The organism is Paenibacillus peoriae, assembly GCF_022531965.1.
Taxonomy (GTDB): domain Bacteria; phylum Bacillota; class Bacilli; order Paenibacillales; family Paenibacillaceae; genus Paenibacillus; species Paenibacillus polymyxa_D.
In genome coordinates this window covers 1,009,938-1,036,192 of sequence record NZ_CP092831.1, presented here as the reverse complement: position 1 = coordinate 1,036,192, position 26,255 = coordinate 1,009,938, and the positions used below count along the sequence as shown (strand labels likewise).

Annotated in this window: 23 protein-coding genes; 10 read left to right on the top strand and 13 right to left on the bottom strand. The window is 42.5% G+C overall.

The window, feature by feature from the left end; genetic code table 11:
• The first annotated feature begins 21 nt into the window (after window positions 1-21).
• Complete coding sequence (locus MLD56_RS04680) at window positions 22-1,524, top strand: stalk domain-containing protein (protein WP_029517628.1); 1,503 nt, start codon at window positions 22-24, stop codon at window positions 1,522-1,524.
• 119 nt (window positions 1,525-1,643) lie between these two features.
• Here the strand turns inward: MLD56_RS04680 and MLD56_RS04675 are convergent, their stop codons facing one another.
• A complete protein-coding gene (locus tag MLD56_RS04675; RefSeq protein WP_029517629.1) occupies window positions 1,644-2,636 on the bottom strand; it encodes an ABC transporter substrate-binding protein in 993 nt (330 codons plus the stop codon).
• A gap of 193 nt (window positions 2,637-2,829) precedes the next feature.
• Entirely contained in the window at window positions 2,830-3,222 is a 393-nt protein-coding gene (locus MLD56_RS04670) for a winged helix-turn-helix transcriptional regulator (protein ID WP_029517630.1), read from the bottom strand.
• A 143-nt stretch (window positions 3,223-3,365) separates the two neighbouring features.
• Between MLD56_RS04670 and MLD56_RS04665 the strand changes: the two genes are divergently transcribed.
• Complete coding sequence (locus MLD56_RS04665; protein WP_029517631.1) at window positions 3,366-4,040, top strand: NAD(P)H-dependent oxidoreductase; 675 nt, start codon at window positions 3,366-3,368, stop codon at window positions 4,038-4,040.
• 101 nt (window positions 4,041-4,141) lie between these two features.
• Here the strand turns inward: MLD56_RS04665 and MLD56_RS04660 are convergent, their stop codons facing one another.
• The 4 genes from MLD56_RS04660 to MLD56_RS04645 all read right to left on the bottom strand — a co-directional run bounded on the left by MLD56_RS04660 (window position 4,142) and on the right by MLD56_RS04645 (window position 9,984).
• On the bottom strand, window positions 4,142-6,991 hold the full coding sequence (locus MLD56_RS04660; RefSeq protein ID WP_029517089.1) for a DUF3863 domain-containing protein: 2,850 nt from the start codon (window positions 6,989-6,991) through the stop codon (window positions 4,142-4,144).
• A gap of 422 nt (window positions 6,992-7,413) precedes the next feature.
• Window positions 7,414-8,121 (bottom strand): hypothetical protein, encoded by a 708-nt coding sequence (locus tag MLD56_RS04655; RefSeq protein WP_029517090.1) that lies wholly within the window; start codon window positions 8,119-8,121, stop codon window positions 7,414-7,416.
• Window positions 8,122-8,257: 136 nt separating this feature from the next.
• Window positions 8,258-9,184: a hypothetical protein gene (locus tag MLD56_RS04650; RefSeq protein WP_029517091.1), complete on the bottom strand. Its 927-nt coding sequence runs from the start codon at window positions 9,182-9,184 to the stop codon at window positions 8,258-8,260.
• Between the two features lie 383 nt (window positions 9,185-9,567).
• Window positions 9,568-9,984: a MerR family transcriptional regulator gene (locus MLD56_RS04645; protein WP_029517092.1), complete on the bottom strand. Its 417-nt coding sequence runs from the start codon at window positions 9,982-9,984 to the stop codon at window positions 9,568-9,570.
• Window positions 9,985-10,324: 340 nt separating this feature from the next.
• Here MLD56_RS04645 and MLD56_RS04640 point away from each other — a divergent pair, with 340 nt between their 5' ends.
• The gene (locus tag MLD56_RS04640) at window positions 10,325-11,365 is read left to right on the top strand and encodes an NAD(P)-dependent alcohol dehydrogenase (protein WP_029517093.1); all 1,041 of its coding nucleotides are present in this window, start codon (window positions 10,325-10,327) and stop codon (window positions 11,363-11,365) included.
• A gap of 584 nt (window positions 11,366-11,949) precedes the next feature.
• Here MLD56_RS04640 and MLD56_RS04635 read toward each other — a convergent pair.
• From MLD56_RS04635 to MLD56_RS04625, 3 genes are all read right to left on the bottom strand, one after another.
• Entirely contained in the window at window positions 11,950-13,329 is a 1,380-nt protein-coding gene (locus MLD56_RS04635) for an amino acid permease (RefSeq protein WP_029517095.1), read from the bottom strand.
• A gap of 382 nt (window positions 13,330-13,711) precedes the next feature.
• A complete protein-coding gene (locus tag MLD56_RS04630; RefSeq protein WP_029517096.1) occupies window positions 13,712-14,158 on the bottom strand; it encodes a GNAT family N-acetyltransferase in 447 nt (148 codons plus the stop codon).
• A 48-nt stretch (window positions 14,159-14,206) separates the two neighbouring features.
• Entirely contained in the window at window positions 14,207-14,674 is a 468-nt protein-coding gene (locus MLD56_RS04625; protein ID WP_029517097.1) for a MarR family winged helix-turn-helix transcriptional regulator, read from the bottom strand.
• Between the two features lie 197 nt (window positions 14,675-14,871).
• Between MLD56_RS04625 and MLD56_RS04620 the strand changes: the two genes are divergently transcribed.
• The 6 genes from MLD56_RS04620 (at window position 14,872) to MLD56_RS04595 (ending at window position 20,229) form a co-directional block, all read left to right on the top strand.
• Window positions 14,872-15,747, top strand: coding sequence for an SDR family NAD(P)-dependent oxidoreductase (locus MLD56_RS04620; protein ID WP_029517098.1), 876 nt, complete (start codon window positions 14,872-14,874; stop codon window positions 15,745-15,747).
• A gap of 165 nt (window positions 15,748-15,912) precedes the next feature.
• Window positions 15,913-16,593, top strand: coding sequence for a hypothetical protein (locus MLD56_RS04615; protein WP_029517099.1), 681 nt, complete (start codon window positions 15,913-15,915; stop codon window positions 16,591-16,593).
• Entirely contained in the window at window positions 16,590-18,005 is a 1,416-nt protein-coding gene (locus tag MLD56_RS04610; RefSeq protein ID WP_029517100.1) for a phage baseplate assembly protein V, read from the top strand. The genes MLD56_RS04615 and MLD56_RS04610 overlap by 4 nt, the downstream gene beginning before the upstream one ends.
• A 12-nt stretch (window positions 18,006-18,017) precedes the next feature.
• Window positions 18,018-19,280, top strand: coding sequence for a pentapeptide repeat-containing protein (locus MLD56_RS04605; RefSeq protein WP_029517101.1), 1,263 nt, complete (start codon window positions 18,018-18,020; stop codon window positions 19,278-19,280).
• Window positions 19,277-19,807, top strand: coding sequence for a hypothetical protein (locus MLD56_RS04600; RefSeq protein WP_029517102.1), 531 nt, complete (start codon window positions 19,277-19,279; stop codon window positions 19,805-19,807). Before MLD56_RS04605 ends, MLD56_RS04600 begins: the two co-directional genes overlap by 4 nt.
• Before the next feature lie 5 nt (window positions 19,808-19,812).
• Window positions 19,813-20,229, top strand: a complete 417-nt coding sequence (locus MLD56_RS04595) for a DUF4280 domain-containing protein (protein ID WP_029517103.1) — start codon at window positions 19,813-19,815, stop codon at window positions 20,227-20,229.
• Window positions 20,230-20,332: 103 nt separating this feature from the next.
• On the opposite strand, the gene MLD56_RS04590 is transcribed toward MLD56_RS04595, so the two are convergent.
• Together MLD56_RS04590 and MLD56_RS04585 are read right to left on the bottom strand one after the other, a co-directional pair.
• Window positions 20,333-21,811 carry a protein adenylyltransferase SelO gene (locus tag MLD56_RS04590; protein WP_029517104.1) on the bottom strand — a complete coding sequence of 493 codons (1,479 nt, stop codon included), beginning with the start codon at window positions 21,809-21,811 and terminating at the stop codon, window positions 20,333-20,335.
• Window positions 21,812-21,926: 115 nt separating this feature from the next.
• On the bottom strand, window positions 21,927-22,376 hold the full coding sequence (locus MLD56_RS04585; protein ID WP_029517105.1) for a VOC family protein: 450 nt from the start codon (window positions 22,374-22,376) through the stop codon (window positions 21,927-21,929).
• A 142-nt stretch (window positions 22,377-22,518) separates the two neighbouring features.
• Between MLD56_RS04585 and MLD56_RS04580 the strand changes: the two genes are divergently transcribed.
• Complete coding sequence (locus MLD56_RS04580; RefSeq protein WP_029517106.1) at window positions 22,519-23,457, top strand: helix-turn-helix transcriptional regulator; 939 nt, start codon at window positions 22,519-22,521, stop codon at window positions 23,455-23,457.
• A gap of 91 nt (window positions 23,458-23,548) precedes the next feature.
• Here the strand turns inward: MLD56_RS04580 and MLD56_RS04575 are convergent, their stop codons facing one another.
• A complete protein-coding gene (locus MLD56_RS04575) occupies window positions 23,549-23,920 on the bottom strand; it encodes a hypothetical protein (RefSeq protein ID WP_238437976.1) in 372 nt (123 codons plus the stop codon).
• Between the two features lie 158 nt (window positions 23,921-24,078).
• Window positions 24,079-26,253 carry a 1,3-beta-galactosyl-N-acetylhexosamine phosphorylase gene (gnpA, locus tag MLD56_RS04570; protein ID WP_029517108.1) on the bottom strand — a complete coding sequence of 725 codons (2,175 nt, stop codon included), beginning with the start codon at window positions 26,251-26,253 and terminating at the stop codon, window positions 24,079-24,081.
• Window positions 26,254-26,255: the final 2 nt, after the last annotated feature.

Sequence of the window (26,255 nt, the reverse complement as noted above, 5' to 3'; positions counted from 1 at the left end):
TGAAGAAATGAGGAAAAACGCATGAAAAGATGTACTCTGTTAATCAGTATGATCGCTCTGTTATTGTTCAGCTCCAGTGCATGGGCGGCCGGTGATGAATCGGCGTCCCGTATTCGCTCCTATGATTCCGGGAGTCTGATTCAATCCGATGGGAGCTTGTGGTTATGGGGCTATAATCAATCCGTACCGACTCGTGTAGAGGATAAGCCAAACGTTGTAAGAACATTTTCGAATATAATCCAGGAAGGCGATCTGATATTTACCTTACAAGATCATTCCGCCTGGTATGTGCCAAGAAACAACATTTCTGAATCCGTGAAATTCATTTCTCTGGAAGGACTACCAAACATCATAAACGTGCGTATTATGAATGATCATGTGCTCGCCCTAAACGCCGAAGGAAACGTATTATCCGCTGATCGAATCGAAAATGGTGGCAACTTTGCTCCTTTTCAAACCCTATCCGGCATCGAAAATGTTACAGAATTGGATAGTTACTATGAAAAAAGACCGCAATATGAGGAACGCTGGATCTTCTTGAAGAAGGACGGAAGTGTATGGAAAAATACAAGGTCCTTGCAGGGCTTCGAGCTTGTTCCATCATTAAAGGATATTACTGCTATCTCCAAAAACATAGCCTTAAAGAAAGACGGTACTGTATGGACATGGCCCAAAGAATTTGATAAAAATGTAACTCCGTCCGAAACTTTATCCGTATCGCAGATTCAAGCCTTATCGGACATCAAAATAATTAAGACCAATGGAAGTTCCAATCTCGCGATTGATCGACAAGGACGGTTATGGTTCTGGGGTGAAACGGTCACAGGTTACTCAGATAATACAACCTATCACAATGAAAATACCCCTGTGCTATTATCAGGAGTAAAAGATGTTAAAGACGCCTTTTTCGCCGAACGCTCCATACTCGCCCTCACCACAGCTGGGAATGTATATGTTGCGTCTCTAGATGGTGAAAAGTTACCATCCAACGCCCCCTTTACATTGCTTGCTAAAAATATTCAAAGTATCAAAGCAGGTCCACGGCACGTAATCATGCAAAAAGCAGATGGGGCCTTATGGGGCTGGGGTGTCAACAAACACGCGCAGCTAGGTATAGGAGACTATGAGTTTCTGTATAGTTCACCAGTTCCTGTACAAAAACCGATTCTTGTCCGTCTCAATGGTTCGCCTGTCTCTCTGAGTAATGGTGTCATTACCCGCAACGGGCAAGCGTTTATTCCCCTTCGTTCTGTTTTTGATAAACTGGGGGCCGAGATCGCTTATGATTTCAACAGCAAAATAGCAAAAATAGATCAGTCCAAGGCAGAAGATCACCCTGTCTTTCTAGAAATAAATTTCAAAACCAGCCAAGCAAAAGTGAACGGTAAGGCTGTAAAGCTTACCAATCCGCCCTTCATGGTGAATGGTATTGGTTATCTTCCATTAAGGCTGATCAGCGAAACGCTGGGGGCCAAGGTAGATTGGATACAAAAAGAAGATACTATTGAAATTACGACAAAATAGTAAATCAAAAACCAGTCCAAACATGATTCATGTTGGACTGGTTTTTAATGCTATATACTGTGTATAATATGCGATCTCTTATCTATTTCAACAATTCGTCACAACGCAGAATCTCACACCTATTGTTTAGCTTTATTCTCTTTTTCTCTTTCGATCAGCATATCTACGATCATATCAATTTGCCCAGTAATAGCGATTGGATCATAGCGATAATACGTATCAAAATCGTTAAAGAACACTCTATTGTTCTTCACCGCAGGAAGATTCCCCCATACAGCGGACGACTTCAGTTGCTTGAGCGCGTCACCCTTTTTCTCCGGGTCATACGTAGTCAGGAACATATAATCTGCGTCATACTGCGGCAATACCTCCATCGAAAGCTGTACCGTTTGTTCCTTGGAGTTCATTGTTTTCTTTGGCAAGTTCAGTTTGAGCGCATTGTACACGGCTTGTCCACCGCGACCCGCATTGTCGCCAAAGATCCAAAGTGCATGCTTGTCCGTCAGCTCATACAGACCGAAAGTTGCCTTTTCGTCAATCACACCTTTAAGACGTGCGCGACCTTCAGCGGCCTTTTTATCAAATGCAGCAATAAATTGCTCAGCCTTCTCCTTTTCCCCGGTGATATCGCCGAACAGCTTGACCGTATCATAAATATTAGTCGTCGTGCCGTACGGAATGTACAGGGTAGGTGCAATTTTAGACAAAGCCTCATAATTCGTATCCTTCATAACCACGATCAGATCGGGTTTGAGTTCCAACGTCTTTTCCAAATTGGTCGGATCACCCACCTCTTTGGTTCCTTGTTCCTTCAGCAAATCGGTCAGAAAAGGATTTTGAAACGCAGTCGGCTCTACACCCACCACGTTAGCACCCACGGACAGCAATTCTCCACCGTAAAAATCCGTTACAATGCGCTGTGGCTTGGTCGGAATTTGAATATCCCCTTTAACCGTTTTAAAGCTTCTCGTCTCTCCAGTAGAAGCCGACTCTTGCTTATCTCCTGAAGATGAAGCCGGATTACTTCCATTATTATTTCCGCCGCAAGCGCTGATGAATACAGACAATACAAGTAACATAGCTGTCATCATAAAATACGATTTCCTTTTCAACTGATTAGCCCCCTATATATTGTGCAGATGATCTCCCGATACATATGATAATGATTATCAATATCGTAAGAAATATATCAAGCGTCGTCCTTGCTGTCAACTGAAAAACGAACTTTGCACATTCCTTTTTAATAAACCAAAAGACCTGCCAAAATGATGGCCAGGTCTTTTTCGTGGAGCCGTCTTCAAAAACCTACACATTGGGGCTAGGTTGCTGAAGACTGCTTTCTGGTGATCGCTGTTTTGTTTTATATTCTTCTCCCCAATCTTTCATCAAGTTAATAATCGGTATGAGCGTTTTCCCGAATTCGGTGAGAGAGTATTCAACCTTAGGCGGAACCTGCTGGTATACTTCACGGTGAACGACACCATCCTCTTCCAGCTCGCGCAATTGGAGTGTCAGCATACGCTGGGTGATCCCCGGACATATCCGCCGAAAATCACTAAATCGCTTAGTCCCATACATGAGATGATACAAAATAATCCCTTTCCATTTGCCCCCAATCACGTCCAGCGTGAACTCAACTGGACACGCCTGATTATTTCCAGCGGTACATTCCCCAAAGCCGCCTTTCCGATTGCGCATAGGCTTTTCTCCTCCTTAGTATCATTTTATATACTACAGCACATTAATGTGCGTACTTCAAAAACGATCATGTATATTCTAATATTAAGCATGTCACTTGGTAAGCGTCAATTTTAATCACATCCATAAGGAGTGGAATAACGATGGAAACCTTAGCTACTACTAAAGATCAAATCTTATCTGCATACGAGTTCAGACATGCAACGAAGGAATTCGATAGTCATAAGAAAATTAGCGATTCTGACTTCGACTTTATTCTTGAAACCGGTCGTTTATCTCCAAGCTCGTTTGGCTTTGAACCTTGGAAATTTGTTGTCGTTCAGAGTAAAGCTATGCGTGAGAAGCTACTGCCTTACTCTTGGGGGGCCCAAAAACAACTGCCAACAGCCAGCCATTTTGTACTCATCCTCTCTAGACTTCCTGAAGATATGATAGCCTCCTCCGATTATATCAAGAGTATGATGGAGAACGTGCAGCAATTACCAGCTGAAGTGATGCAAGGCAAAGAGAAAGTATATGACGCCTTCCTAAAATCAGATTTTGCGCTGGAGGAAAACAAAAGAGCCTTGTTCGAGTGGGGCTGCCGACAAACCTACATCGCACTGGGCAACATGATGACTGCCGCAGCTCAAATCGGCATTGATTCCTGCCCTATCGAAGGTTTTAATAAACAGGAAATCGAACGCATCCTCTCTGAAGAAGGCATTATGGATGCCAAGCATTTCGGTATTTCTTGTATGGTGGCATTTGGCTACCGTCTCAACGAGCCGCGTGGCAAAACTCGGCGATCTGTAGATCAGGTTATTGAGTGGGTGTAAAACCTTTTCTCTAAAACAAGGGGGTGTCCCCACAGCCATTTCGATGGCTGTGGGGACACCCCCTTTTCATAAAACCTCAGCTCTTAACTCTTTCCAATTACTTACTGATAATTTACTTCTTCTGCAAAGTAAATATCCTTCAAACGATCCTTTACGCGTTGAATTTCATCCGCTGTTAAAGGAGCCGTTGGACATAGCTTGAAGTTCCTTCCGGTGACATAGCTTACGTCCGTGTGACCATCCAAGTTGTAGTCCATCTTCGGAACCGGTTTTCGGGTATAATCGGTAAAGTCAATAATGGACCATGTCGCATCTCCATCCTCTTTGGATAAAATAATCCGCTGTGAGGCATTTTCGGTCCACAAATAGCGCAGATTTGCTGGTGAATTATTGGAATCCATAGCCGTCTTAATACCTGAGCCTCTAAACATGAGCGTAAACTCCGTATGATCATTATTGGATCCTGCTACCGATTCATAAATCTGTTTCAGCCCGTCCACGCCTACAATCTCAACCTTGCGATCAACAGGGAAGTGGTTCACAAAATTCTCCCATATTGGAGCCATGTTATGGGTGTTGGCAAGTGCGTTGATGTCCAAAATAATGGACAAGTAGTTTACCGTATTTATACGTTGATAAGGGTTATCCAAATATTGCTGTACTATATACAGTTGTGGTGCTGCATCCGTCTCAGTCACATATGGGTCAAGCGGATGAAGAGTCCAGCGTGAGGAATCTTTCGTATAGCGTGATCCAATCGGATCAATCGTAACCGAGTTCATGAATACGGTACCGCTATTATCTGCTAGTCCCTGTGCGGGAACAATTGGATTGTCCTTATGGGACCAGTAAGGCATCAATGGAGAGCCCTCACCATACATACCGTTCACATTATATTGTGTAGCCGACCATCCCATCGCGGAAGTAATCCGATAGTGATCTTTAAGCCATTGAGTCTGTTCGGGATTTACCGTAAAGCTGGTCAATGATTTCGGAAGATACTTCCGATATTGGTCTGTATCCATGCTTTCAAACACCGATGGTGATCCCATTGTACCGGATTGGTGCAGCTCATTGAATGCATTGTAACGATACATATACATCCACTCGTCCATTCGAGCTTCCCAAATAGGAAACTTTAACTGGTTCGGATACCCATCCAACATTCCGACTTCATCTCCATACTGATCGACGAATGCCAAAACCTGTTTAAGCTGCGGGCGATTTGCTTCTACAAAAACAAATCCGTTTTCCATCGCCCACGTCACTTTGATATTGGGACCAAAGTGGTCCATCAGCAATTGACGCGCTTGCTTGATTTGATCTACCGTAGTCGCGCTTCCCTGCAGCATGATGGAGACAGCAAAGTATTGCTTTTTGCGTTCCCCGGGTTCTACCGTTAATTCCGCATCAGATGTGAAGTGAACCCCTTGAGATGGCGACTCAACCGTGATCTTTAATGGAATGACCGAGTTTACTGTCGGAATCAAATGCAGGTTGGCAATCTTCCCATCCTCATCAAATATTCCTCTGGAATCCTCTACCCGAAGTATCAAGTCTGAGGGCAGCAATCCAGGAGCTATAACCTCTCCATTAGCATTATGAAATACGTAGGACATATTCCAAGCAGCAGGATCTAAAGTAGCAGCCTCTGAAATGGTATACGTAGCCAAGTATACGGACCTGATTACGTTCGGTGGCTCTGCCGGCGGAGTCTTCCCTTTCACGATCAGCTTGGCCTGAGCTGTAAGGACCTGATAAGGTTTGGCAACGGTGACCTTCATTTCTACAGGAATGAAGCTGTCCGCAACCGGAATATTTTCGGGATGTGCAATTTTCCCTTGTTCATCAAAAATACCTAACCCATCACTAAATGTGTACGTAACACTTGTGACGCTGGCAGCAGGAATGCTTACGGGTCGCCCTTTATTGTAGAGCTGAAAAGATAGCTGATACGAAGGGTATGTCTCCGGTTGATTTACCAGCTCCTGCGCCTTGATCACGACCTCATCTACCAGAAAATCCGAAGAATGATCCGGTGGATCTACCGGAATTACTGGTGGTTTGGGTTTAGGTCCCGGCGGTGTCACCGACGGTTCCGGCTTCGGTTCTGGTGGTGTCACCGGAGATGCTGGTGAATCAGGGCTTGGGCGATGCCTTTTAGGCTCCTCGACTTCCGAATTCACGGGTTGTTGACTAATTTCCGGCGTCACATCGACCTCGATCTTCTTCGATTCTTGTTGGCTGTTCGTCTGAGGCATCGTTGCAGTTCCATCTCCTAATGACCCTAGCAAACGCTTGGCACGTTCTCTCAGACCGTCACCGCCTAACCATATTCGATAAGCAACCAGCGTGGCGTCCTGCCGTCTCACAGACTCTTTAGGATGGAAATAGTGATTCGTATCTCCCTCGATCAGTTCCAGCCGTTCCATCAGCCATACGCTCGTTTGTGCATAATCTGATATATCAGATTGATCCACAAAACTGGATATACCAGCCGATCGGGTATCTTCAGTAACACCAAAATAGCGGGCATACCAAACGGCCATATCCTGACGAGTCATATTGTGCTTGGCACCGAATAATTGATCACTAATTCCTTTCGTAATGCTCTCTTCCTGTAAGGCCTGTACATAAGGTAGAGCCCATGGTGACACATCACGAAAAGAAGTTACGCCTCTGTTATTCGATGTTCGCTTTAAGGTTTTAGCGAAAATGCTTGCCCATTCCTGTCGCGAGATAAAATGTAAAGGTCGAAAGCTCCCATCCTGATAACCCGTAACATAACCTTGAGCAGCCATGGCCTCAATCGCATCAGCTGCATAGGAATGTTCGATATCGTTAAAGGCTCTGTCCGCAAAAACAGGCGCACTATGTATACAGAACAACCAGACAGCCAGTAAACCAGCCATGTAATGCCTAATTTGTTTTAACTTTTTTTCATAATTCATTATTCGGAATCATTACACCTCCTTTACTAGATAGCACTGAGCCACTTTCGCCTGTACTTTCATATCAACTTTGAAAATTAGTCTCTCTTGTTTTCAATCGGTTTTTCATTACTGTTAACACCAAACTGTATATACTTGAATTATCGGAATAATCTCCCTAGGATTGAATAAAGCCAGTAAAAAAAGTAGTTTTGGCAATCTACTATCCTGTTTATTCACCATCTTTTTTTAAGCCGTAATTCCCTATCACTAAACAATGGTTTTCATTGGTAATTAAATATTTATCATCTTTTTGTGTTACTATGTTGATCCCGTATACAAATAAAAAAAGAGATAACATCTGTATCCGCATTCGCTTGAAGAATACAAAATGTTATCTCGTTCTCGTGTACATATATACTTATAAAATCCTGTCTGCTGTTTTAATTCTCTTTAAACTCAGAACCCTTATAAACATAAAAGTAGCCGTTTAAAGCCCCATTTTGTGGATAGGCAGCAGGATCTTTGCCTTTTATTTGACCAACCAACTCTCGATTTATAAACGCAGGGGGGCCTTCCTCAACTAGCGCTTCAGCAGACATTCCAGTGATTGATTTTACTGTGTTGGACCAGAATGTAACTAAGTAGACATCGTCAGCATTAAAATGATAGCGTCCTTCACTTGGAGTTCCCTCATAAAACAGCTCTGCCAAAGAAGCTGCCTCAGACCCTCTCATAAAAATTCGAATCTCATCGGTTCCGTTCCATGTATGAGGAACTCCACCTTTTGGATTAACGTATTCTACAGTTTCTGGCTCCTTGTCGCTAATAAAATCAACAACTGCATATTTATAAACCTCATCTGTTACACTCTTGGTTGCAATTTCAGTTGTTTTCTCTGTTCTATAGCCACTGAACTTTCCATACACATTCGGGGTTTTGCCAATAGCAGCTAAGGCCTTTTCCTGATCCATGAATCCGGCTCTTCCAGCTACTGGTGTCAGCCTGTACGTCTTGATTTCAGTCCCCTTGTACTGATCCCAAGTGTATTCGTAATAATATTTCGCATAAGATACTCCACTGTTCCAGCCTACGGATAACAGCATGAGAATACCTATCATGAATACTAACGGCCATTTTTTCAACTTCATACCCTCAACCTCTTTTCTCCAAGTACACTCAAATCATCATTAGCATTATAGCTTTTCAATAAATCTATCGACAGTTAAATATTAGAAGAAAGTGTGGATAAATTATGTCCTTGATAATTTACTATTTGCCTGTGTTTTACTGATCGGTTGCAGCTTTGAGACGTTTTTCCATTTCTGTAGACACCATAATGTTTAATAGCCCCATAAGATTATTGGTCTCATCTCTTGCTTTTTGATAGGCCGCAGCGAAGGCTTTTTCATTCGCGGCAGGGTTTTTAATGTCACTTAGTTTCTTCCACTCGGGCTTAACGCGTTGATCGTACATATCGTACAAGCTGATGTCTGTAGGTGTCTGGGCAACAGGCATCATAGACTCAAATTTCGAGGCAACCTTAAAAAATCCCAGCGTATTTTGGACCGATGGACTAGAATAATCATGCGTCTTCATCGCTTCTTCTAAAATATGAAGTCCCTCTCGTGACAAATAGAGCATTTTGACGAGTCCTCTTTCAGTATTAGAGGTTTCCTCCCACTTCTTGTAGGACTCACCTGGAGCAACTCCCTCTGTAAAAAAATTATAAGCTTCATGAATAAATTCATCTGTATTCAGGTGGATGGGTTCTTCTGTATATAAATTCACGACAGAATCACTGTAATTTGCAATGTTTACATGTTTCCCAGTTGGATCGGAAACCCGCCGAATCGGATGATCCTGCACTCGTACCAGTCCATAACGATCGGCAAAGGTAAGAAGCTGCTCCTGCGTCGTATTTAACCCTATTTGTCCTGCTGGCTGATCGGGTTTCGTTGCTTCTTTAGCCACGTCGGAATACGTCTTTCCATTACTTTTTGTAGCTTGGTCTGTAGTATTGCTCACAACACCATCCACACCAGCCTGTTCCGCATTGTCCGCCTTGGCATTCTGGGTAGTCGTAGTGGTTGCCGTTGCTGCTCCAGTCGTAGATTCACCTTCAATTTGCTTCTTGGAGTCACCGCATGCGGTCAGCATAGCAGTTAAACTTATTACAGCAGTCAACAAAATAATATACGCTTTTGCCTTCATCAGTATCTTCCTCATTTCCTTATGTATCATTCTTTCGTGGTTTGATAGTAGACTTCAATAATATGGAATTAATCTTATCAAAAATAAAAATGAGAGAATACTGGACCATACTCCTGATTATCTTCGATGATTCTATAGTAATTCGTTGTTTTCTGAACTAAAGTCGTGGCTCTCAACCTACATAATGGGCAAATTGCCCGTTGACTTTCGGAATACTTGATCCTCGGTACTACTCCTGCCTGTTCAAGTTACATCATATTTGGTTCCTAGTTTTCTAAAACCGATCGTGCTGTTTTAAATCAGTAGGTTGTAGTAAATCGAATATTACAAACGAAAGCACCTGTAATTCATATAGAAATGGATGAATTACAGATGCTTATCTATTAGTTAGTAATGAGACTCCCTATTTTATTGTTTTTATGAATATTTTCCGTTCCGGCATCCAATGCAGTTTTGTAATATGAGCATTTATGTTCAATAACTTCCATTGTTTTTTTAAGTTCTTCCATTTGTGCTTCTACAGTTGCTTTTCGTTCCATAAACATGTCATATCTTTGTTGTAGTGTGGAATCCCCACCAGAACACCAATCAATGAAATTTTTAATTTCTTTGATCGGCATCCCGGTGGATTTTAGACATTCAATTATTTTTAAAGCGTCGATATCGGATTCTTTAAATAATCTTGTTCCGCTAGATGTCCGTTCTACAAAAGGCATAAGTCCCTCTTTGTCGTAGTAACGCAAAGCGTATGCTGTAAGATTCAATTCTTTTGCAACTTCGCTGATAGAATACGTCTTCATCATGTATCTCCTATTCTTAATGACATAGACTTCGAGTTAACTCTATGATATAAGGGGGATTCTATCAAGGTATTTGTAGAATGTCAAAGTCCCCTTATAGGAAAAGTAGAATCAGATGCTATCTAACGAAATATAATTAGCAAGAAAACAACATTACTGAATAGACGCTTATAAACCTGCGCTTGACTTAGAGTTAACTATAAGGATTAACATTGATTTGCAAGAGAAAAAGTATAAATGGAAATGAATGAAGGGGAACTTCAACCGACTTCAGCTAGTTTTCAATTTATACCGATATAACTGCATTCTCTTGAAAAATAAAAATAATTGGAGGCTATTTATGATAACTGCTAAAGCACGAGCTGTCGATGGCCCAGACAAACCGTTTCGATCGGCTGAAATTAAACGACGGGATCTTGATTCACACGATGTTCTGATTGAAATTAAATATGCCGGCATATGCCATTCTGACATCCACACTGCTCACGGCGAATGGGGCCCAGTGAACTACCCTCTCGTACCTGGACATGAAATTGCAGGGATTGTCACGGAGGTAGGATCTGAGGTTACAAAGTACAGCGTTGGTGACCGGGTAGGGGTTGGCTGTATGGTTGATTCCTGTGGCGAATGTGAGAACTGTCGTAAAGGAGAGGAACAATACTGCCTTAAAGGAAATGTCCCTACCTATGCTGGTGTTGACAAATACGGCGAGCCTACACAAGGCGGATATTCTACCCACATTGTCGTAACTGAGGATTTTGTAGTGAAAATTCCAGATAACATTGAGCTTGACGTGGCTGCTCCATTACTTTGTGCAGGTATTACGACTTATTCACCGTTGAACCGCTGGGGTGCTGGTCCAGATAAAAAGGTGGCCGTTGTGGGAATGGGAGGCCTTGGTCATATGGCTATCAAGATTGCACATGCTATGGGTGCTGAGGTAACCGTTCTATCCCAAACATTAAAGAAAAAAGATGATGGCTTGCAATTTGGTGCGGACCACTATTATGCTACAAGCGAACCAGAAACATTTAAAAAACTTGCTGGGCACTTTGATTTGATCATTAACACGGTAAGTGCTGCCATCGATATGGATGCTTATTTTGCACTACTCAATCTAGACGGAACTTTGGTGAATGTCGGTGCCCCTGGGGAGCCGTTGTCACTAAATGTGATGTCCCTTATCGGACATCGCCGTTCATTTGCTGGTTCAATGATAGGAGGCATCCGTGAGACACAGGAAATGTTGGATTTTTGTGCAAAACACAATATTGTTCCTAAAATTGAAGTAATTTCGGCCGACCAGATTGACGAAGCCTACAAACGAGTGTTAGCTTCTGATGTGAAGTATAGATTCGTGATTGACATTAGCACAATGTAAGCTATGTAAATCATAAGTTGTACAAGTGATTTTAATTGTGAAGGTGTCCCCAAAGTATTACTTGGGACACCTTCACTTTATTCTGTGTACCATCCTATTGTCCATTTCCTCTTTTTGTATTTATTTGTAATCCAAAGATTCCACCCTTAGAATATAATACATTAGGAATAAATAGGAAGGTGGAACTTATCTATGTTTAAGAAAATGGATATTTACAAAATCCTCACTTTAATATTTGCTGTAGTTGTTATGATCTCTTCCTCTTTATCACTCGCATACCCAAACACCTACGAGGATTTGTACAAAGTCTCACAATTTTTTCTAGGGTTTATATTTTTATTTTCGGGAATTACAGAGTTTAAGGCTAACCGTAAGAGTATGGCAATAATCAACTTCTCCATTTTCGTTCTCACTTTTTTTGTATTTGTATTTACACTTGTAGTGCGAACAGGTTAACCACACGGTTTTATACCTCAGTAATAACCTTCCATAGCCCTCTCTCTCGTCATGTAAAAGAAAAGCCGAGCGAACTCAGAATCATCTGAATTGCGCTCGGCAAATGTTACGTATTTAGCAATCTTCTTTTAGTTTTCCTCTAATTCTTCAATTCTCTGCCGCTTTCCTATGCCAAAGATAAAATATCCAACAATGACGATCGCCATGAATATTGCCCCGACAATCAACGGCAAGCGTGTGTCTGGATTAAACCACATTCCAACGATCACAAGCAACAAAAAGATAATGGTGATGTAATTACTGATCGGAAAAAAACGAGACTTAAAGGTGTGATCCTTCATTTCGTCCTTCCACTTTTTCCTGAATTTAAATTGGCTGATGGCTAATGCAAACCACGGTACCATGCCTGGGAGAACACTGGCGCTGTAAATGTACAGAAACAGTTTGGAATTAGGCATTAAGTAGTTAAATAACACTCCTACCAGCAGCAAAGAAATGGTCGTAATAATACTATTTCTAGGAACACCGCTTGGGGAAACTTTCCCGAAAAACTTGGGAGCTTGTCCGTTCTTAGCTAATGTATATAACATTCTGCCCGCACTGTAAATACCACTGTTGCAGCCGGACATCGCAGCTGTAAGTACAACAAAGTTAATGATACCCGCAGCAGCCACAATTCCTACCTTGGCAAAAGTCAGAACAAATGGGCTACCGATCTCTCCAATTTGGTTCCAAGGATAAATTGTAACAATGACAAAGATTGCACCCACATAAAAAATCAAAATACGCCAGATGATGTTTTTAATGGCTTTTCGCAGTGTCATTTTCGGATTTTCAGCTTCACCTGCCGTAATACCCACCATCTCTATCCCTTGGTAAGCCGCTGTTACAATGCAGAGTGCAAATAGAAACCCTTTCAAGCCACCTGCAAAGAAGCCGCCATGGCTGAACAGATTGGATAGACCTATCGGTTGTCCACCGTTACCGAGTCCAAAAAAGATCATCCCCGTACCCACTACTAGCATGAAGATAATAGCGACAATCTTAATCATGGCAAACCAAAACTCAAATTCTCCATAAAATTTCACAGCCGCCAAATTGGCCAATGCAATAATAATTACACCTGCCAAAGCCGGTAACCATTGCGGGATATCTGGGAACCAGTAGCCCACATATACCCCAATCGCAGTGACTTCCGCCATCCCTACGGTAACCCATAAAAACCAATAGCTCCAGGCGGTCAAGAAACCGGCTAAGGGGCTGATATATTTATGAGCAAATGTAGCGAATGAGCCTGTCACCGGTTCAAGAATCAGCATTTCCCCCATGATCCGCATGACAAAAAACATAATAATCCCAGCTAAGAGATAAGCCAACAGTACTGAGGGACCTGCCCATTTTATCGTACTTGCCGACCCCATAAACAAACCGACGCCAATCGTGCCTCCAAGCGCAATCAACTCAACGTGCCGTGGCTTTAGCCCTCTCGTTAATTGTTTCGATTCCAAAAGAACGCTCCCCTTCGTATATGTTCATCATCAAACGCTAATGATCCGGAAAACTGCCCCCAAACATTATTAATTTTTCAGACTGACGTGGTCGTGAGTGAACGACTACAAAGTAGTTCCACGATTCTTAAATATACAAGGAAACCACGTCCTATTTACCGTCCAAACCTTACTGTTTCTAAGACCGAGTCCGTAGCATTAGATGCATTGTATGACAAAAAACGCCTAAATACAACTGCTAATTAGCAGACATATTTAGGCATGAAATGGAAAGGAAGGTGATTCATGTTTTCTGAACAATGGTCAATTTAATGCGATGCATTAGAGTGCTAAACATAACTAGTTTTTCAATGATAAATATCACGATATTAAGCCTATGTATTTATTTGAGATTTTTTATAAAGTTTTTCTGATCCTTGGTAAACATATAGCCACGTCGTTCATAGAACCTGTGAGCCTGTATCCGACTTGGGTGAGATAACAGTTTGATCCCGGAAAATCCATGGGACTTTCCCCACTGTTCAAGACGCTCAATCAACATGCTACCTATACCTTGATTTCTATACTTTTCTTTAACAACAAATCCTAGTATATTCACCAAAGATTCAGAAAAAAGTAATTCATGTGGGCTTCCATGAATATATCCTAATACCTCGTTGTTTTCTTCATAAACAAAGATTACATCTTTTGATTCCTTTATAATCATTTCAATTTTCTCTTTTACTTTTACTTCAGGAAATAGATATAGATTGGGATTAAAGTCTTGGTTTAACAAATAAATATCATGATAATCAGTTCCCCTAATTTCCCTAACATTTTTTTCTTTCACTTTTTGAAAGCCCCCTATTTTCATCATCCGATGCTTTATGTCGAATCATTACTCCTCGCAATCTTGACCGTTAAAACAATTCAGCATACCAATAAACGCTTCAAGTTTGGAATTCTCCCATGTTGAAATACGTTGATAAAACTCATTTTCTTTTTCTTTTAAAGCTTCTAGGGCTTTTTCACGACCATTAGCTGTCAGGGATATTAACACTCCCCGACGATCCTCAGGGTGAGTTTCACTTTTTACATAATTCAAGTGTTTAAGCTGAGTAACAAGTCGGCTGACAGAGCTTCGATCCATAGCGGTGGATTCCGCCAAAAATGTAGCGCTTGCCGGACCGTACGAAAGAAGGCAGCGTACGATCAGAAAAGCCGCAGGTTGTAATGATGGATCGAAAAGTGCCGCTGTTCTTACATTGAGTGCATGTGACGCGCTTATAAGTGCATTAAGTTGTTCACCAAGATTCAGTTCTAATTGCTCTCTTGTAGAATTTGAATGTTGAGTTTTATGATCCATATGTCTCCACCTTATTTGAATGAGTTCGAATATATTTGACATATATCAATTAAAATACATATACTTGATATATATCAATCATATTTTCGGCTTTGATAAGTGTCAAGCAGAAGATCTACAGTATAAAGCATCTACAACCTTAAAGCGTAAGCATGAATAAGAATGTAATTGGATCGAGAATTAGGAGGATGATGTATATGTCGACATACCCGACTATTGTAATCACTGGTGCTACTAACGGTCTTGGACAATTAGTAGCAATTGAATTAGCCCAACGCGGAGCGCATCTAGTCTTAACAGCCAGAAATGAAAAGCGTGCTGAAACGACTAAAAATGTTCTAAAAGATCTGGCGCCAAGTACAAAGGTAGACTTTTTTTTCGGGGACTTGTCTCTTATGAAAGATGTCAGGCGTATTGGTGATGAAATTAAAGCTAATTATCCAAAGATTGATGTATTAGTGAACAATGCTGGATTACATGGATTTGAACAGCGAATAACCTCAGAGGGTTTGGCAGAAATGATAGCCGTAAACTATCTTGCCCCGTGGCTGTTAACGCATACCCTACTCAATTCACTCATGGAATCCACAAATGCTAGGATCGTCAATGTGGCTTCTGAAGCGTCACGCAACCATGGCGAATTAAAATTACCGGAGGATTTAACAGATATATCTGCATTTACCGCAAGAGGCTCATCTAAGATATACGGAAAGACTAAACTTCTTAATATCATGTTTACAGAAGAACTTGGACGTCAGCTGGATGGAACCGGAATCGTAGTTAACGCACTTAATCCAGGATTTAACGTTACCGGCCTTGGCCGTGAGTTAGGATTTTCTTCAGTACTTGCAAAAATATTGAACGCTTTGCACATCGGAGACCCACGAAGAGGAGCAGAAATTATTATTCGTTTAGCAACAGAATCTCAATATCGAGAAGTGACAGGTGGATATTTTAATGTTGGCACTGGTAAGCCGATTGTGCCGACATATCCTGGTGGGGATAGCAAGATGCAACGCCTACTTTGGAGTACTACTACCGAATTGTTACGGCAAAAAGGGGTTATGGCATGAAATAGGAGCTATTATCAAATAATGCCCCCCAACGAATGGTTCATTTTGTAAACTAAATCTCTCTTTTAACCGATAAATACATATGCTGGTTCTGTACTTAAATATCTCCTTCCATCTTTACATATTCAAGTACAAACGTGTATTTTTCCTAAAAGGGGGCTTCCTATGAACTATCTAGACGAGCATATACTTAGCCTCAAAGCTAAAATGGTGGATCGGAAGACAGCTAATAACGATAATGTGAAATCCATTCCAGCTCAAACTCAGAAATCGGAACAGTACGGTTCCATGTTTGAAGAAACAAAGCTACTTCATATTGAAAACGATTATCTCGCATTGGAGCCCATTACAATACTACACGGAGAAATTGGTTTCTACATTCCCAAGTCCTTTACTCCTATGCCAATGGAGCAAGCTATAATCAAATATCCTTCAGAGCATCGACCAAAGGTCATTTATACCTCATCTGAGGAGACTATCAATATCACTTTTAATCCTACAGATACTGCTCTGGAAGCGGAAGAGCTGCCCGATTTTGTAGAGCAAATGGCGGATATTTTACGGTCTGTACAACCGATTCGCAACTGGTTAGGTACCGAAATGGTTATCAACGGTTCCGGACTTTCAGTTGGGCAGATTCGTTTTGTGGCGGCGGGGATCGACGGTAATCTATACAACGAAATGCTATTCTTCATCCACAATGGACGAGTTGTCATAGGTTCCTTTAGCTGTCTGGAGGTAGATCTCGAAATCTGGTTACCTGTAGCAGAATACTGGGTTCAATCCCTTTCTGTCCTTCCACCCTCCACCTATTCTACAAATGAGAAAGGAATGACTACACCATGAGTCTGGGATACGATCAAATTCACATTCACCCTTATGAGCAAATGGACTTAGAAGAGCTCACCTTAACGAAAAAAGTTAACAAGCATACTCGGCTTTATTTTACAGGTGTTATCCCCGAAGACTTGCAAGACAGTTACGTGGAAACGACAGAAAAAAATACCATCATTGAAGTCAGTCAACAAGATGAGTCTGGCGCAAGCAAACCGCTATTTAGTGGGATTGCCCTCTCGGTCGAGGTAAAAGTCGTGCGAGGTGTGTACTATCTGGAGGTGGAAGCTATTTCCCATACGTACCGGATGGACATGAAGCAGCGTACTCGTTCTTTTCAGTATACGAAAATGACGATTCCTCAAATGCTGGAGCACATAGGTAAGGACTATGAAGGACTGGATGTGATCGACGGAGCTACTGGGGGAGAAGCCATCGGGCGGCTTGCCATTCAGTATCAGGAGACAGACTGGGCTTTTTTAAGACGCATAGCCTCCCGTTATCATACGAGTCTGATGCCTGTAGCCCGTTTTGACAGTCCCAAATTTTATTTTGGTATTGAGGACAGCCCTGCACAGGCGATACTGGATCATACCCGTTATACCGTACGTAAGCAATTGCTTCCTTTTCGTTATTTTCAGGAAAATGAACAGACCAAACTGAGTGAACACGATTTTATTTTTTATGAGGTAGAAACGGATGAGGTACTCGACTTGGGCGCTCAGTTGAATTTTCAGGGGCATAACCTGTATGTCATGGAAGCCTACACCGCCATGAGTCAAGGACTGCTGCGGCATCAGTATGTGTTGGGTTCTTACCAGGGATTTCGGCAAAAAAGCTACTACCAGGATAAGCTGGCAGGAGCCTCATTAAGCGGTGTTGTACTGGACGTACGTCAGGATCAGGTACGCATTCATCTGGATTGTGATGAACAACAAGACGCAAGCAAAGCACACTGGTTCAACTATTCTACTGTTTACAGTGGCGGTGGCCATACTGGCTGGTACGTCATGCCAGAAAAAGGCGATTCCGTTTCTCTCTATTTCCCCGGTAGTCGGGAAGAAGACGGCGTGGCAGGTAGTGCGGTGAGACGGGCAGATCGCAAGAGTACGCATAACCATTTTTCCAATCCACAAATGAAAATATGGCGTACCCCGCATGGTAAGGAAATTCGGCTGGGACCGGATGAACTGGTCGTTACAGCCAAGGACGGCGCTATTTACATCAAACTGGATGATAAAGAAGGCATTCATATCACCAGCAGCAAGCAAGTGAATATTTCGGCGGGAGGCAATCTCAGCCTGTCTGCGGGAAAGACGATGAGTCTGTCCGCAGGTAGTCAGCTCCGTATGGATTGTAACGGCAGTCATATTGAATTAAGCGGGTCAGCGGATATGAAAGGCAGCGAAGTGAAGTCAAATTAAGGATGATTAGCAATGGAAAAGCAAACAGATGTGTTAGATCAGCAACAAGCAGCTCTTCTACAGGCTTGGTCTCTCATTCGCAAAGAATGGGCGTTGAAATGTAAATCAACACAAACACAACGATTACAGCATATAGTAGAACATTTTCGCGCCTTTTGTGAGCTGGTTCGGCAAAAGCAACTCACAGGTCGTAAAGGTCATATCGGTTACATCACCTACTCCATGCTGCGCACCACATGGCTTGAACAGAAGCCCGTTTATCTTGTTGAAGCTACGGATGCCTTATGGATGCTTGATGCTGAGCCCGTTCAGTTGGAATACGATGCAAGTTGGATTTTTCTCTATTGGACTCAATTACATGAACAACTTGGGGCTGAAACCTTGAACCAGCAAGTCTCCCTTTCCGAACTTGAATTAGAGCAGATCATGCTGGAAGCAGCGGGATATCTTCATACGATGATCGTTAGTCTGGTTCGTCAGGCTATGAAGCAAGCAGTCCACCTACCAGAGTTTGAGGCGTTGGATCGTGAAGAAGCTTTTGAGATTCGCGTCGGAGAGTATATGGATCATAGTGTCTCCGTGTACCGGGAAGATCGAAGACCCGTGGATGCTAACATCATAAAGTCTTGGCTGGAGGAAAAAGAAGGATCGGCCTACAGCTACCAAGCACTGTCTCAAGTGCAATTGTCGGATGGAGATTACAGTTCCTTGGATTTTCGTTATACAGTCTTTCGCCAGATCGGGATGCAACAAAGCCGATTGCATCACTGTATCCTCGTAGGCACGGTATGGCAAGAAGCTCAGCTAGATGGAACCGACTTTTCGCACAGCCTGCTTCACGGAGCCGATTTCCGTGGCTGTTCCCTGCAAGAGGCTGTGCTGGACGAAGTTATAAGCAATAGCGAATATGGATCGGATGCTTGGCTGGATTGGGAACCGCTAGGATTGGATGGAGTGGATTTTACAAGAGCTAATTTACAGGGAGCTCGTTTTCAACATGCACAGCTTCAAGGAGCTACTTTCCAAGATGCCGCGCTGCAAAGAGCTTTATTTAACGGCGCGGATCTAACAGGTGCCTGCTTTGTAGGAGCCGATGTTACTGGCGCTTCGTTTATAGGTGCATGTTTAGTAAAAGCTAATTTTACAGGGGCAAAGCTACACCGGGCAATCTTTACAGATATCCAACTAAGCGAAGCCATTGGTCTTGCTGCTGTAGAAGCACCCCTGGCTACACAGGTAACAGATACAGTGAGTAAGGAGAGTGGGGGTAAATGAGATATTTTCGACTCATGGTGGACGAGCGCGTAAAGCATCGGGTAGAGACTGCGCCCCTGTCTCCCTTGCAGGTGGAAGAACTCCTTTCGGGTCATACCATTCAGGCGGAGGACACTCCCCAGTTTTTAGCAGTACATACAGATCCACGAACCGTATATCCGGATTTTCTGGAGTTCCCTTTGCCACTGGTTTCAGACTCCATGAAAGTCCTGTTGGAAAAATATATGCCGGAGCTGGAATGGAAGGTCGCTATACTTACCGATTTTCAGAAGGCCAGGCAGGATGTGTACTGGATATTGCGTCCACCTGTGGTGGATTGTCTTTCCTCACAAACCGAGTGGTATCCTGACCATACCTTGAAGCAGTTGGTACTTAAACACGGAAAAATCCAATCGTCTATATTTCGGATCGCCGGCTTGTTGGAAGCTCATATCTATATCAATCTCGCGGTAGCGGAAAGTCTGCTGCGTCGTCCATTTACAGGTGTTCGTGTGCAAAAAGTGGAGATGTCCACAAAGGAGGAATAATCCGTATGGAAGAAGCAAGTGTGCAGCCTGGGTCAGGTGCGAAAAAAAGCTATGTCGTGGCAGGTGCGATTTTAAGCTGTAGTTACGGTACACAGCCTACGCGTTTGAAGCGCCCTTTTAGCCACGGGGTGTATGTCAAAAATAAAGCCCAGATGAATATTGGAGATTATGTGCCTGGAGTGAACATAAAATCTTTTGGAAATTGCTCCAGTCCGCTGAATCCGGCTGTGCAAGCCAGTGAGATGGTCGATATTTATGGGGTGAAAAAGGCTCCGTGTATTCCTGTCCTTACGATGCCTTGGCTGAACGGGAAAAGTGACATGCGCATCGAGGGCCAGCCCGCTCTTACGCAGAACTGTACGCATCAATGTCTTTATTGCGGACACATACAGATCGAAAATGACGGTCAGGAGCTGGATTAATCAGTTGCAGCCTACCAAAATAAAAACAAAATGCGTTGGTGAGAGATTGGCTATCTTCATCACCAACGCATGATATAAGTTATCTTCAAATCGTTCGCCCGCATCAGGTACCACAAAAGGTTCGGTATGAGCAGTTGGATTCCTCTGGCAATGTAGAGTACATTTCCTGTTCGGTAGAGTAAGCATAAGGGTTCGAAAGAACTTTAAGAAGCTGCTCCATCACCCGGTAGTCTTCTCGTTCCACCGCAGCTTCCAGTGCTTCTTCTACCCGATGATTGCGTGGGATGATAGCAGGATTACTGCTGCGCATCAGCTGATGCGATGAATCTTGCGATTCCTGCTGTCTGTCCAGTCTCGCCTGCCACTGCTCGTGCCACTGGGTGAATTCCTCAGTGCTGAACAGAACCGTATCCTCCAGCTTGTTCAAAGTTAGGGCACGGAAGGTATTGGTGTAGTCGGCACGATGCTTCTGCATGATATTCAGAAGCTCCTCAATAAGAGATTCATCCTCCTGCTCTTCGTTAAAGATCCCTAGCTTCGCCCGCATTCCCGCAAGCCAATGATGGTGAAATATTTTTGCGAAATCTGAAATTGCATCCTCAGCCAGTGTGACAGCCTGCTCCCTGTTGTCATGCAGCAGTGGCAAGAGCGTCTCAGCAAATCTCGCGAGATTCCACGCAGCAATATGCGGCTGATTGGCATAAGCATAGCGGCCCTGCCTGTCGATGGAGCTGAATACCGTCTCAGGATCATAGGTATCCATAAAAGCGCAAGGACCATAATCAATGGTTTCTCCGCTAAGGGTCATATTGTCGGTGTTCATCACCCCGTGAATAAAACCAACCAGCTGCCATTTGGCAATCAGCTCGGCCTGACGCTTAATCACTTCCTGTAGCAGTGAAAGGTAACGGTTTTCGTCATTGGCAACTTCCGGGTAGTGTCTTTCCAAGGTATAATCAGCCAGAGTACGGAGATCTTGGGACGTGCCCCATGCTGAGACGTATTGAAAGGTTCCGACCCGAATATGACTGGCAGCCACACGGGTCAGAATGGCACCGGGCTGCTCGGTTTCCCGGATGATCGACTCACCCGTGGATACCACCGCCAAGCTGCGGGTGGTAGCAATACCCAGCGCATGCATCGCCTCACTGATGATGTATTCGCGAAGCATTGGCCCAAGTGCCGCCCGGCCATCACCACCGCGGGAGTATGGCGTTCTGCCTGAGCCCTTGAGCTGAATATCAACCCGCTCACTCAAGGGAGTGATCTGTTCGCCAAGCAGCAGAGCACGCCCATCTCCTAACATGTTAAAATGCCCGAATTGATGACCTGCGTAAGCTTGAGCAAGAGGTGCGGCTCCATCTGGAACCTGGTTGCCGGCCAGCTCCGTTACGCCATCATTCCTTTGCAGCGCTGTACCGTTCAGCCCCAGTGATGCTGCCAACGGATGATTAAAAATAATCAGCTTTGGTGAGCGGACAGGAGTTAGGTTGAGCTTTGTAAACATGGATTCCGGCAGACGAGAATAACTGTTATCGAAGTTCCACCCTATTTGATCTGCTATTTCTTTTTTCTCCGTCATAGTGTCTCCTTTTCTGCTGTGGTATCTTGGATTTTCCCCTTTTAGTTTTTACCTCTGTCCATTTATTATCCACTTTTCACCATGCTATTGTGCTTTTTAGCTTTTAACAACCTTTTTATTGTAATCGATTATCAAACATTAATTGTATTTGAATACCGAACGGGTCTTCAATAATACCGTAGGCTTGGCTAAACATATTATTAGATAAAGGCACGATAATTTTCACGCGATTATCTGTAATTAAGCTATGATAAAAATGTTTAATTTCTTCTAAGTCAGCACTTTGAATACATAATGAAGTGTTATTACCAACTGTATATTTTTCACTGGGATTCATTGTATCTTCTGCTATCATTACTTTTGTTTTTCCGATGGATAAGACAGAATGAGAAATATAATTTTCATTTTCATCCGTAATCTGTATGGAACTGTCACGTTGGGCCATGTCTTGATAGGTAACCAGAAACAATTCCTCTGCGTTGAAGTGTTTTTTGTAAAAATGCATAGCTTCCTTTGCCTTTCCGTTCATGGATAAGAAAATAGCTACTTCCAGTGTTGCACTCATGATATCAATCTCCTTTATATATAATCTTAGTCAGGATTTTGTAAAATCCTCAGGTAGATATCTTATGAATTTGATATATTCCCTTAAGCTTATTATCATATAAAAAGGTATCAAAACATGACACCTTTATAAGGAGGTTTAGATGAAGAAATCAGAAAGATTAAATGATATGATCAGATACTTAAACAGTCGAGAGTTCTTTAATTTAAATGACCTGATGGATAAATACCATATTTCAAAAAGTACAGCTCTACGTGATATTCATTCATTAGAACAATTAGGTATGCCTATTTTTTCGGAACATGGCAGACATGGGCGATATGGTATCTTAAAAAATAGGTTGTTATCTCCCATTATTTTCACGATGGATGAAGTATATGCTCTGTACTTTGCAATGTTGACGTTAGAAGCTTATCAATCCACCCCCTTTCATTTAAGTATTAATAAACTCAATGAAAAGTTTGAACACTGTCTTTCTAAAACACAAATAGACCAGATTCATAAAATGAAAAAGGTCTTACAATTTGAAGTATATCAGCATACTCATGTTAGTCGTTATTTAGATAAAATTCTAACAAGCATTCTTAATGAGAGTACCTGTAAAGTTAAATATGTAAAAAATAATCAGAAAAAAAGTTACTATATTCAATTTTTCAAAATTTCCGCTAAGTTTGGTCAATGGTATGCTACTGGCATAGAGTTAAATACGAATAAATATAGAGTTTTCAGATGTGATCGAATAACCTTAATAGAAGAAGAGGAGAGCAATTCTGACTTTTCTATAGATGAGCTCCTTAATCGTTCATTAGAAATGTATCAATCCGAGAAGAGCATTGACTTTGAAGTAGAGATTGTAGAACAAGCGAAGGACATTTTCTATAAAGAACATTATCCCTCTATGAAAATAGAAAATGGTGATAAGACAGTCATTAAGGGATTCTATAATCCTGGAGAAGAAGAGTTTATCGCTCATTATTTTATGAGATATGGTCATTATGTACGATCTGTGAAGCCTGAATCTTTAAAACAGATTATTAAAGAAAAAGTTGAGCATCTCTTGAACCACTATCAAAAATTATAAGATCATCGAAGGTTTGTTCAACATTTCCTCTACCTTTTAGCAAGGAAAAGAAGGATCAAGCTCCTTTTCCTTGCTAACGATGACATTTGAATTATGGCTTCCGTTTGGCGATAACAGCATAGGAGACCGTTCTTGTGAATCCAGTTGGATTCCATGCAGTAAAGAACCATCTGTCTTCCGCCGCAGAATAGTTATCGAGAAGAAACCCTTGCTGATTTCCAGAGAAAATCCATGAACCGCTAATCAGATTGTAGGCGTTACCGTTAATCGTAGTGCTTCTAAAGCTATTTGGGGGGATAGTAACCGCAGCGAAAGTGAAACGCGCAAATCCATCTCCAAGTTGAGTTACACGAATGGCTTTTTTAAGATTCATAACCACGTGACTTCTTTTTTTTAACTTTCTTCCCAACTTGGCTTCCGCATTTTTAATTTTCATTAAGGTTGCCTTTCTCAAAGAAATCATCTCCTTCATTGTTTTACTTATAGTTAATGATGGAGTAGATACTTTTGAATGGACAAAATCCCCGGTAAATTGGCTGGATTTTCTGGAGGTGCTAAAACAAAGAGCCCTTCCTTAAATAAAGGAGGGCTTGACACCGCTACTCTTATTATTTTCCGTTTCTATACCGATTTTGTTAAGCCAATACGAGTGATCATGGTGTCATACGGATCTAATTCCATCGTTTGTTTGCCATATTCCGTATCAACCGTCGTTCTTTGAAGTTGATCGCTATTGTTAATAACCACCAACATTTTACTTTCTGGATAATAAGCACACTCTGTATATAGGTTATCCGTAATATACTTCGTTTCATGTAACTCATTGCCCGCAAAGCGAATCATATTCAGCAGCAATCTTGTGTTCTCCCAGCTGAATTCGAATGAAGGAAGGTAAATTCCCTTTCCTTTACCGAAGGCATGTATAGACAGTGTTATCATACCACTTGCTTCCTCCACTACCACAGCTGACCCATCCGTAAGATAAATGCTATTCTTTGGCGTTATACTTGCCCCCTCAGGCACCAAACCATACTCATCCCTAACCTCATATGTCCATCTTCCATGACCTACCCTGGAGCCTGTATCCTCATCCAGTCCGAGAACATGCGCCATTCTAAAAAAGCTGTCGTGACCTTCTACCGCCGAAGGCTGATTGATGCCAATAAAGGTACCCCCCTCATAAACCCATTGGGTCAGTAAGTCCACACACTTGTTGTCATTCCAGTACTCCCCACCACTCCATGCTGAACCAGCAGAGCCGGCATTGATCACTACATCACAATCCTGTAGAATTCCCTGACGGATATCTTCAAAATTAATGAACTGCACTTCAACCGGCAATCCAGATAAAGCTTCATTGACATGAATCAAATCATGCATATACGTTTCATGGAAATGGCCGGACAAGGTCCACGATCTCAATTTCCCCCAGCTATGCAGAATAGCTACCTTCGTCTTCATTTGATAGGGTTTGCCTTCATGATGTAGTTCTTTAATTTCTCTAAATTCATTGGCAATCTTTTCGATATAGTCACAAAAATCCGGGTAAGGCTCTACAAGATGCAAATATCCCCCCAGCCCAATCCGGTCAATAGGCTCCCGCAGCAAGGCGCGCCGGATATTAATCCAATACTTTTTGGCATCCAGCGTGGGGTTTCCCCCTTCCATAAAGGTCGGAAGCCCGCCTAAGCCAACCGGAAATAAGTAAGGATGCAGCCGAATCTCATGTGTATTCACTTTTACACCTGAACACAGCCTCGCCTCATAACCTGAGAATACACATTTAATCAACCCGTCAAATCCAAACTCTTGAAAACGGTCATTGTAAGGCTCCATGCCAACCCAACTGTCATCATAGAAAACATAGGCCAGCTTGTCGTGCTTATGCACAATATCAATTAATTTCTTGCCAAATTCGATTACAAAATCATTGATAAATGCCATCCAATCCAGCTTGCGCTGCTCAGCCGGGATATGACTGACGCGGTATTTCCCGCCATTAACAAAATCCTCGGCAGTCATCGAATACCCGTATTTCTTGGCAAACAGATCAAGCGCCCTTGAGCTTACCGTAAAATCGTATGAACCCCAGTCTGAGAACAGATGGCGATTGCGCTCATTACTGCCCCAGATCCAGACGAAATTATAAAATAAGGAGGTAAACCGAACAACCGTGGTTTCCTTATGATGAAGACACCAATCTTCCATCCAATCCAGCAGATATTGTTGCGTTTCTGCATAGATAGGATCAATCTGCATCAAATGCTCTTTGTCCCAATGATTCGTGGTGTGATTGTACATGGAAATCTCTTCCCAGATCCGGTAGGCCATAAAGCTTACCGTGTATTTATGCCAAGGAACAATTCCGGTAATGACCACATTTCCGGATTCCCTTTCATAATTCCACTGTTCTCTTGGAACTTCCTCTCCGGTCGTTCTGTCAAAAACCTGCCAATAGTTAAACGCTTCTTTGGAATCATTCACTTTGAACTGTTCAGCAAAAAAATCCTCCATCAGATAGATGGACACATAATCTTGTACAGCTACCTTTGGATTTGTAATTAAAAAACACTGCTGCAGCTTATCCAGATTACGGGACGCCCACTCATTATGATCTCTGATGATACAGATTGTCGAATATATGCCGTACCCAGCGTTAATAATCTCATCGGACAATTGCGTGCCGTCACTATCACGGATGACATCGGCACCCCACCGTTCAGCTAATTTCAGGGTCAGCGCCTCATAACCGGATTCTCCCGGTAGTGTAAAGTTCCCCGTAGTTTGTTTGGACAACT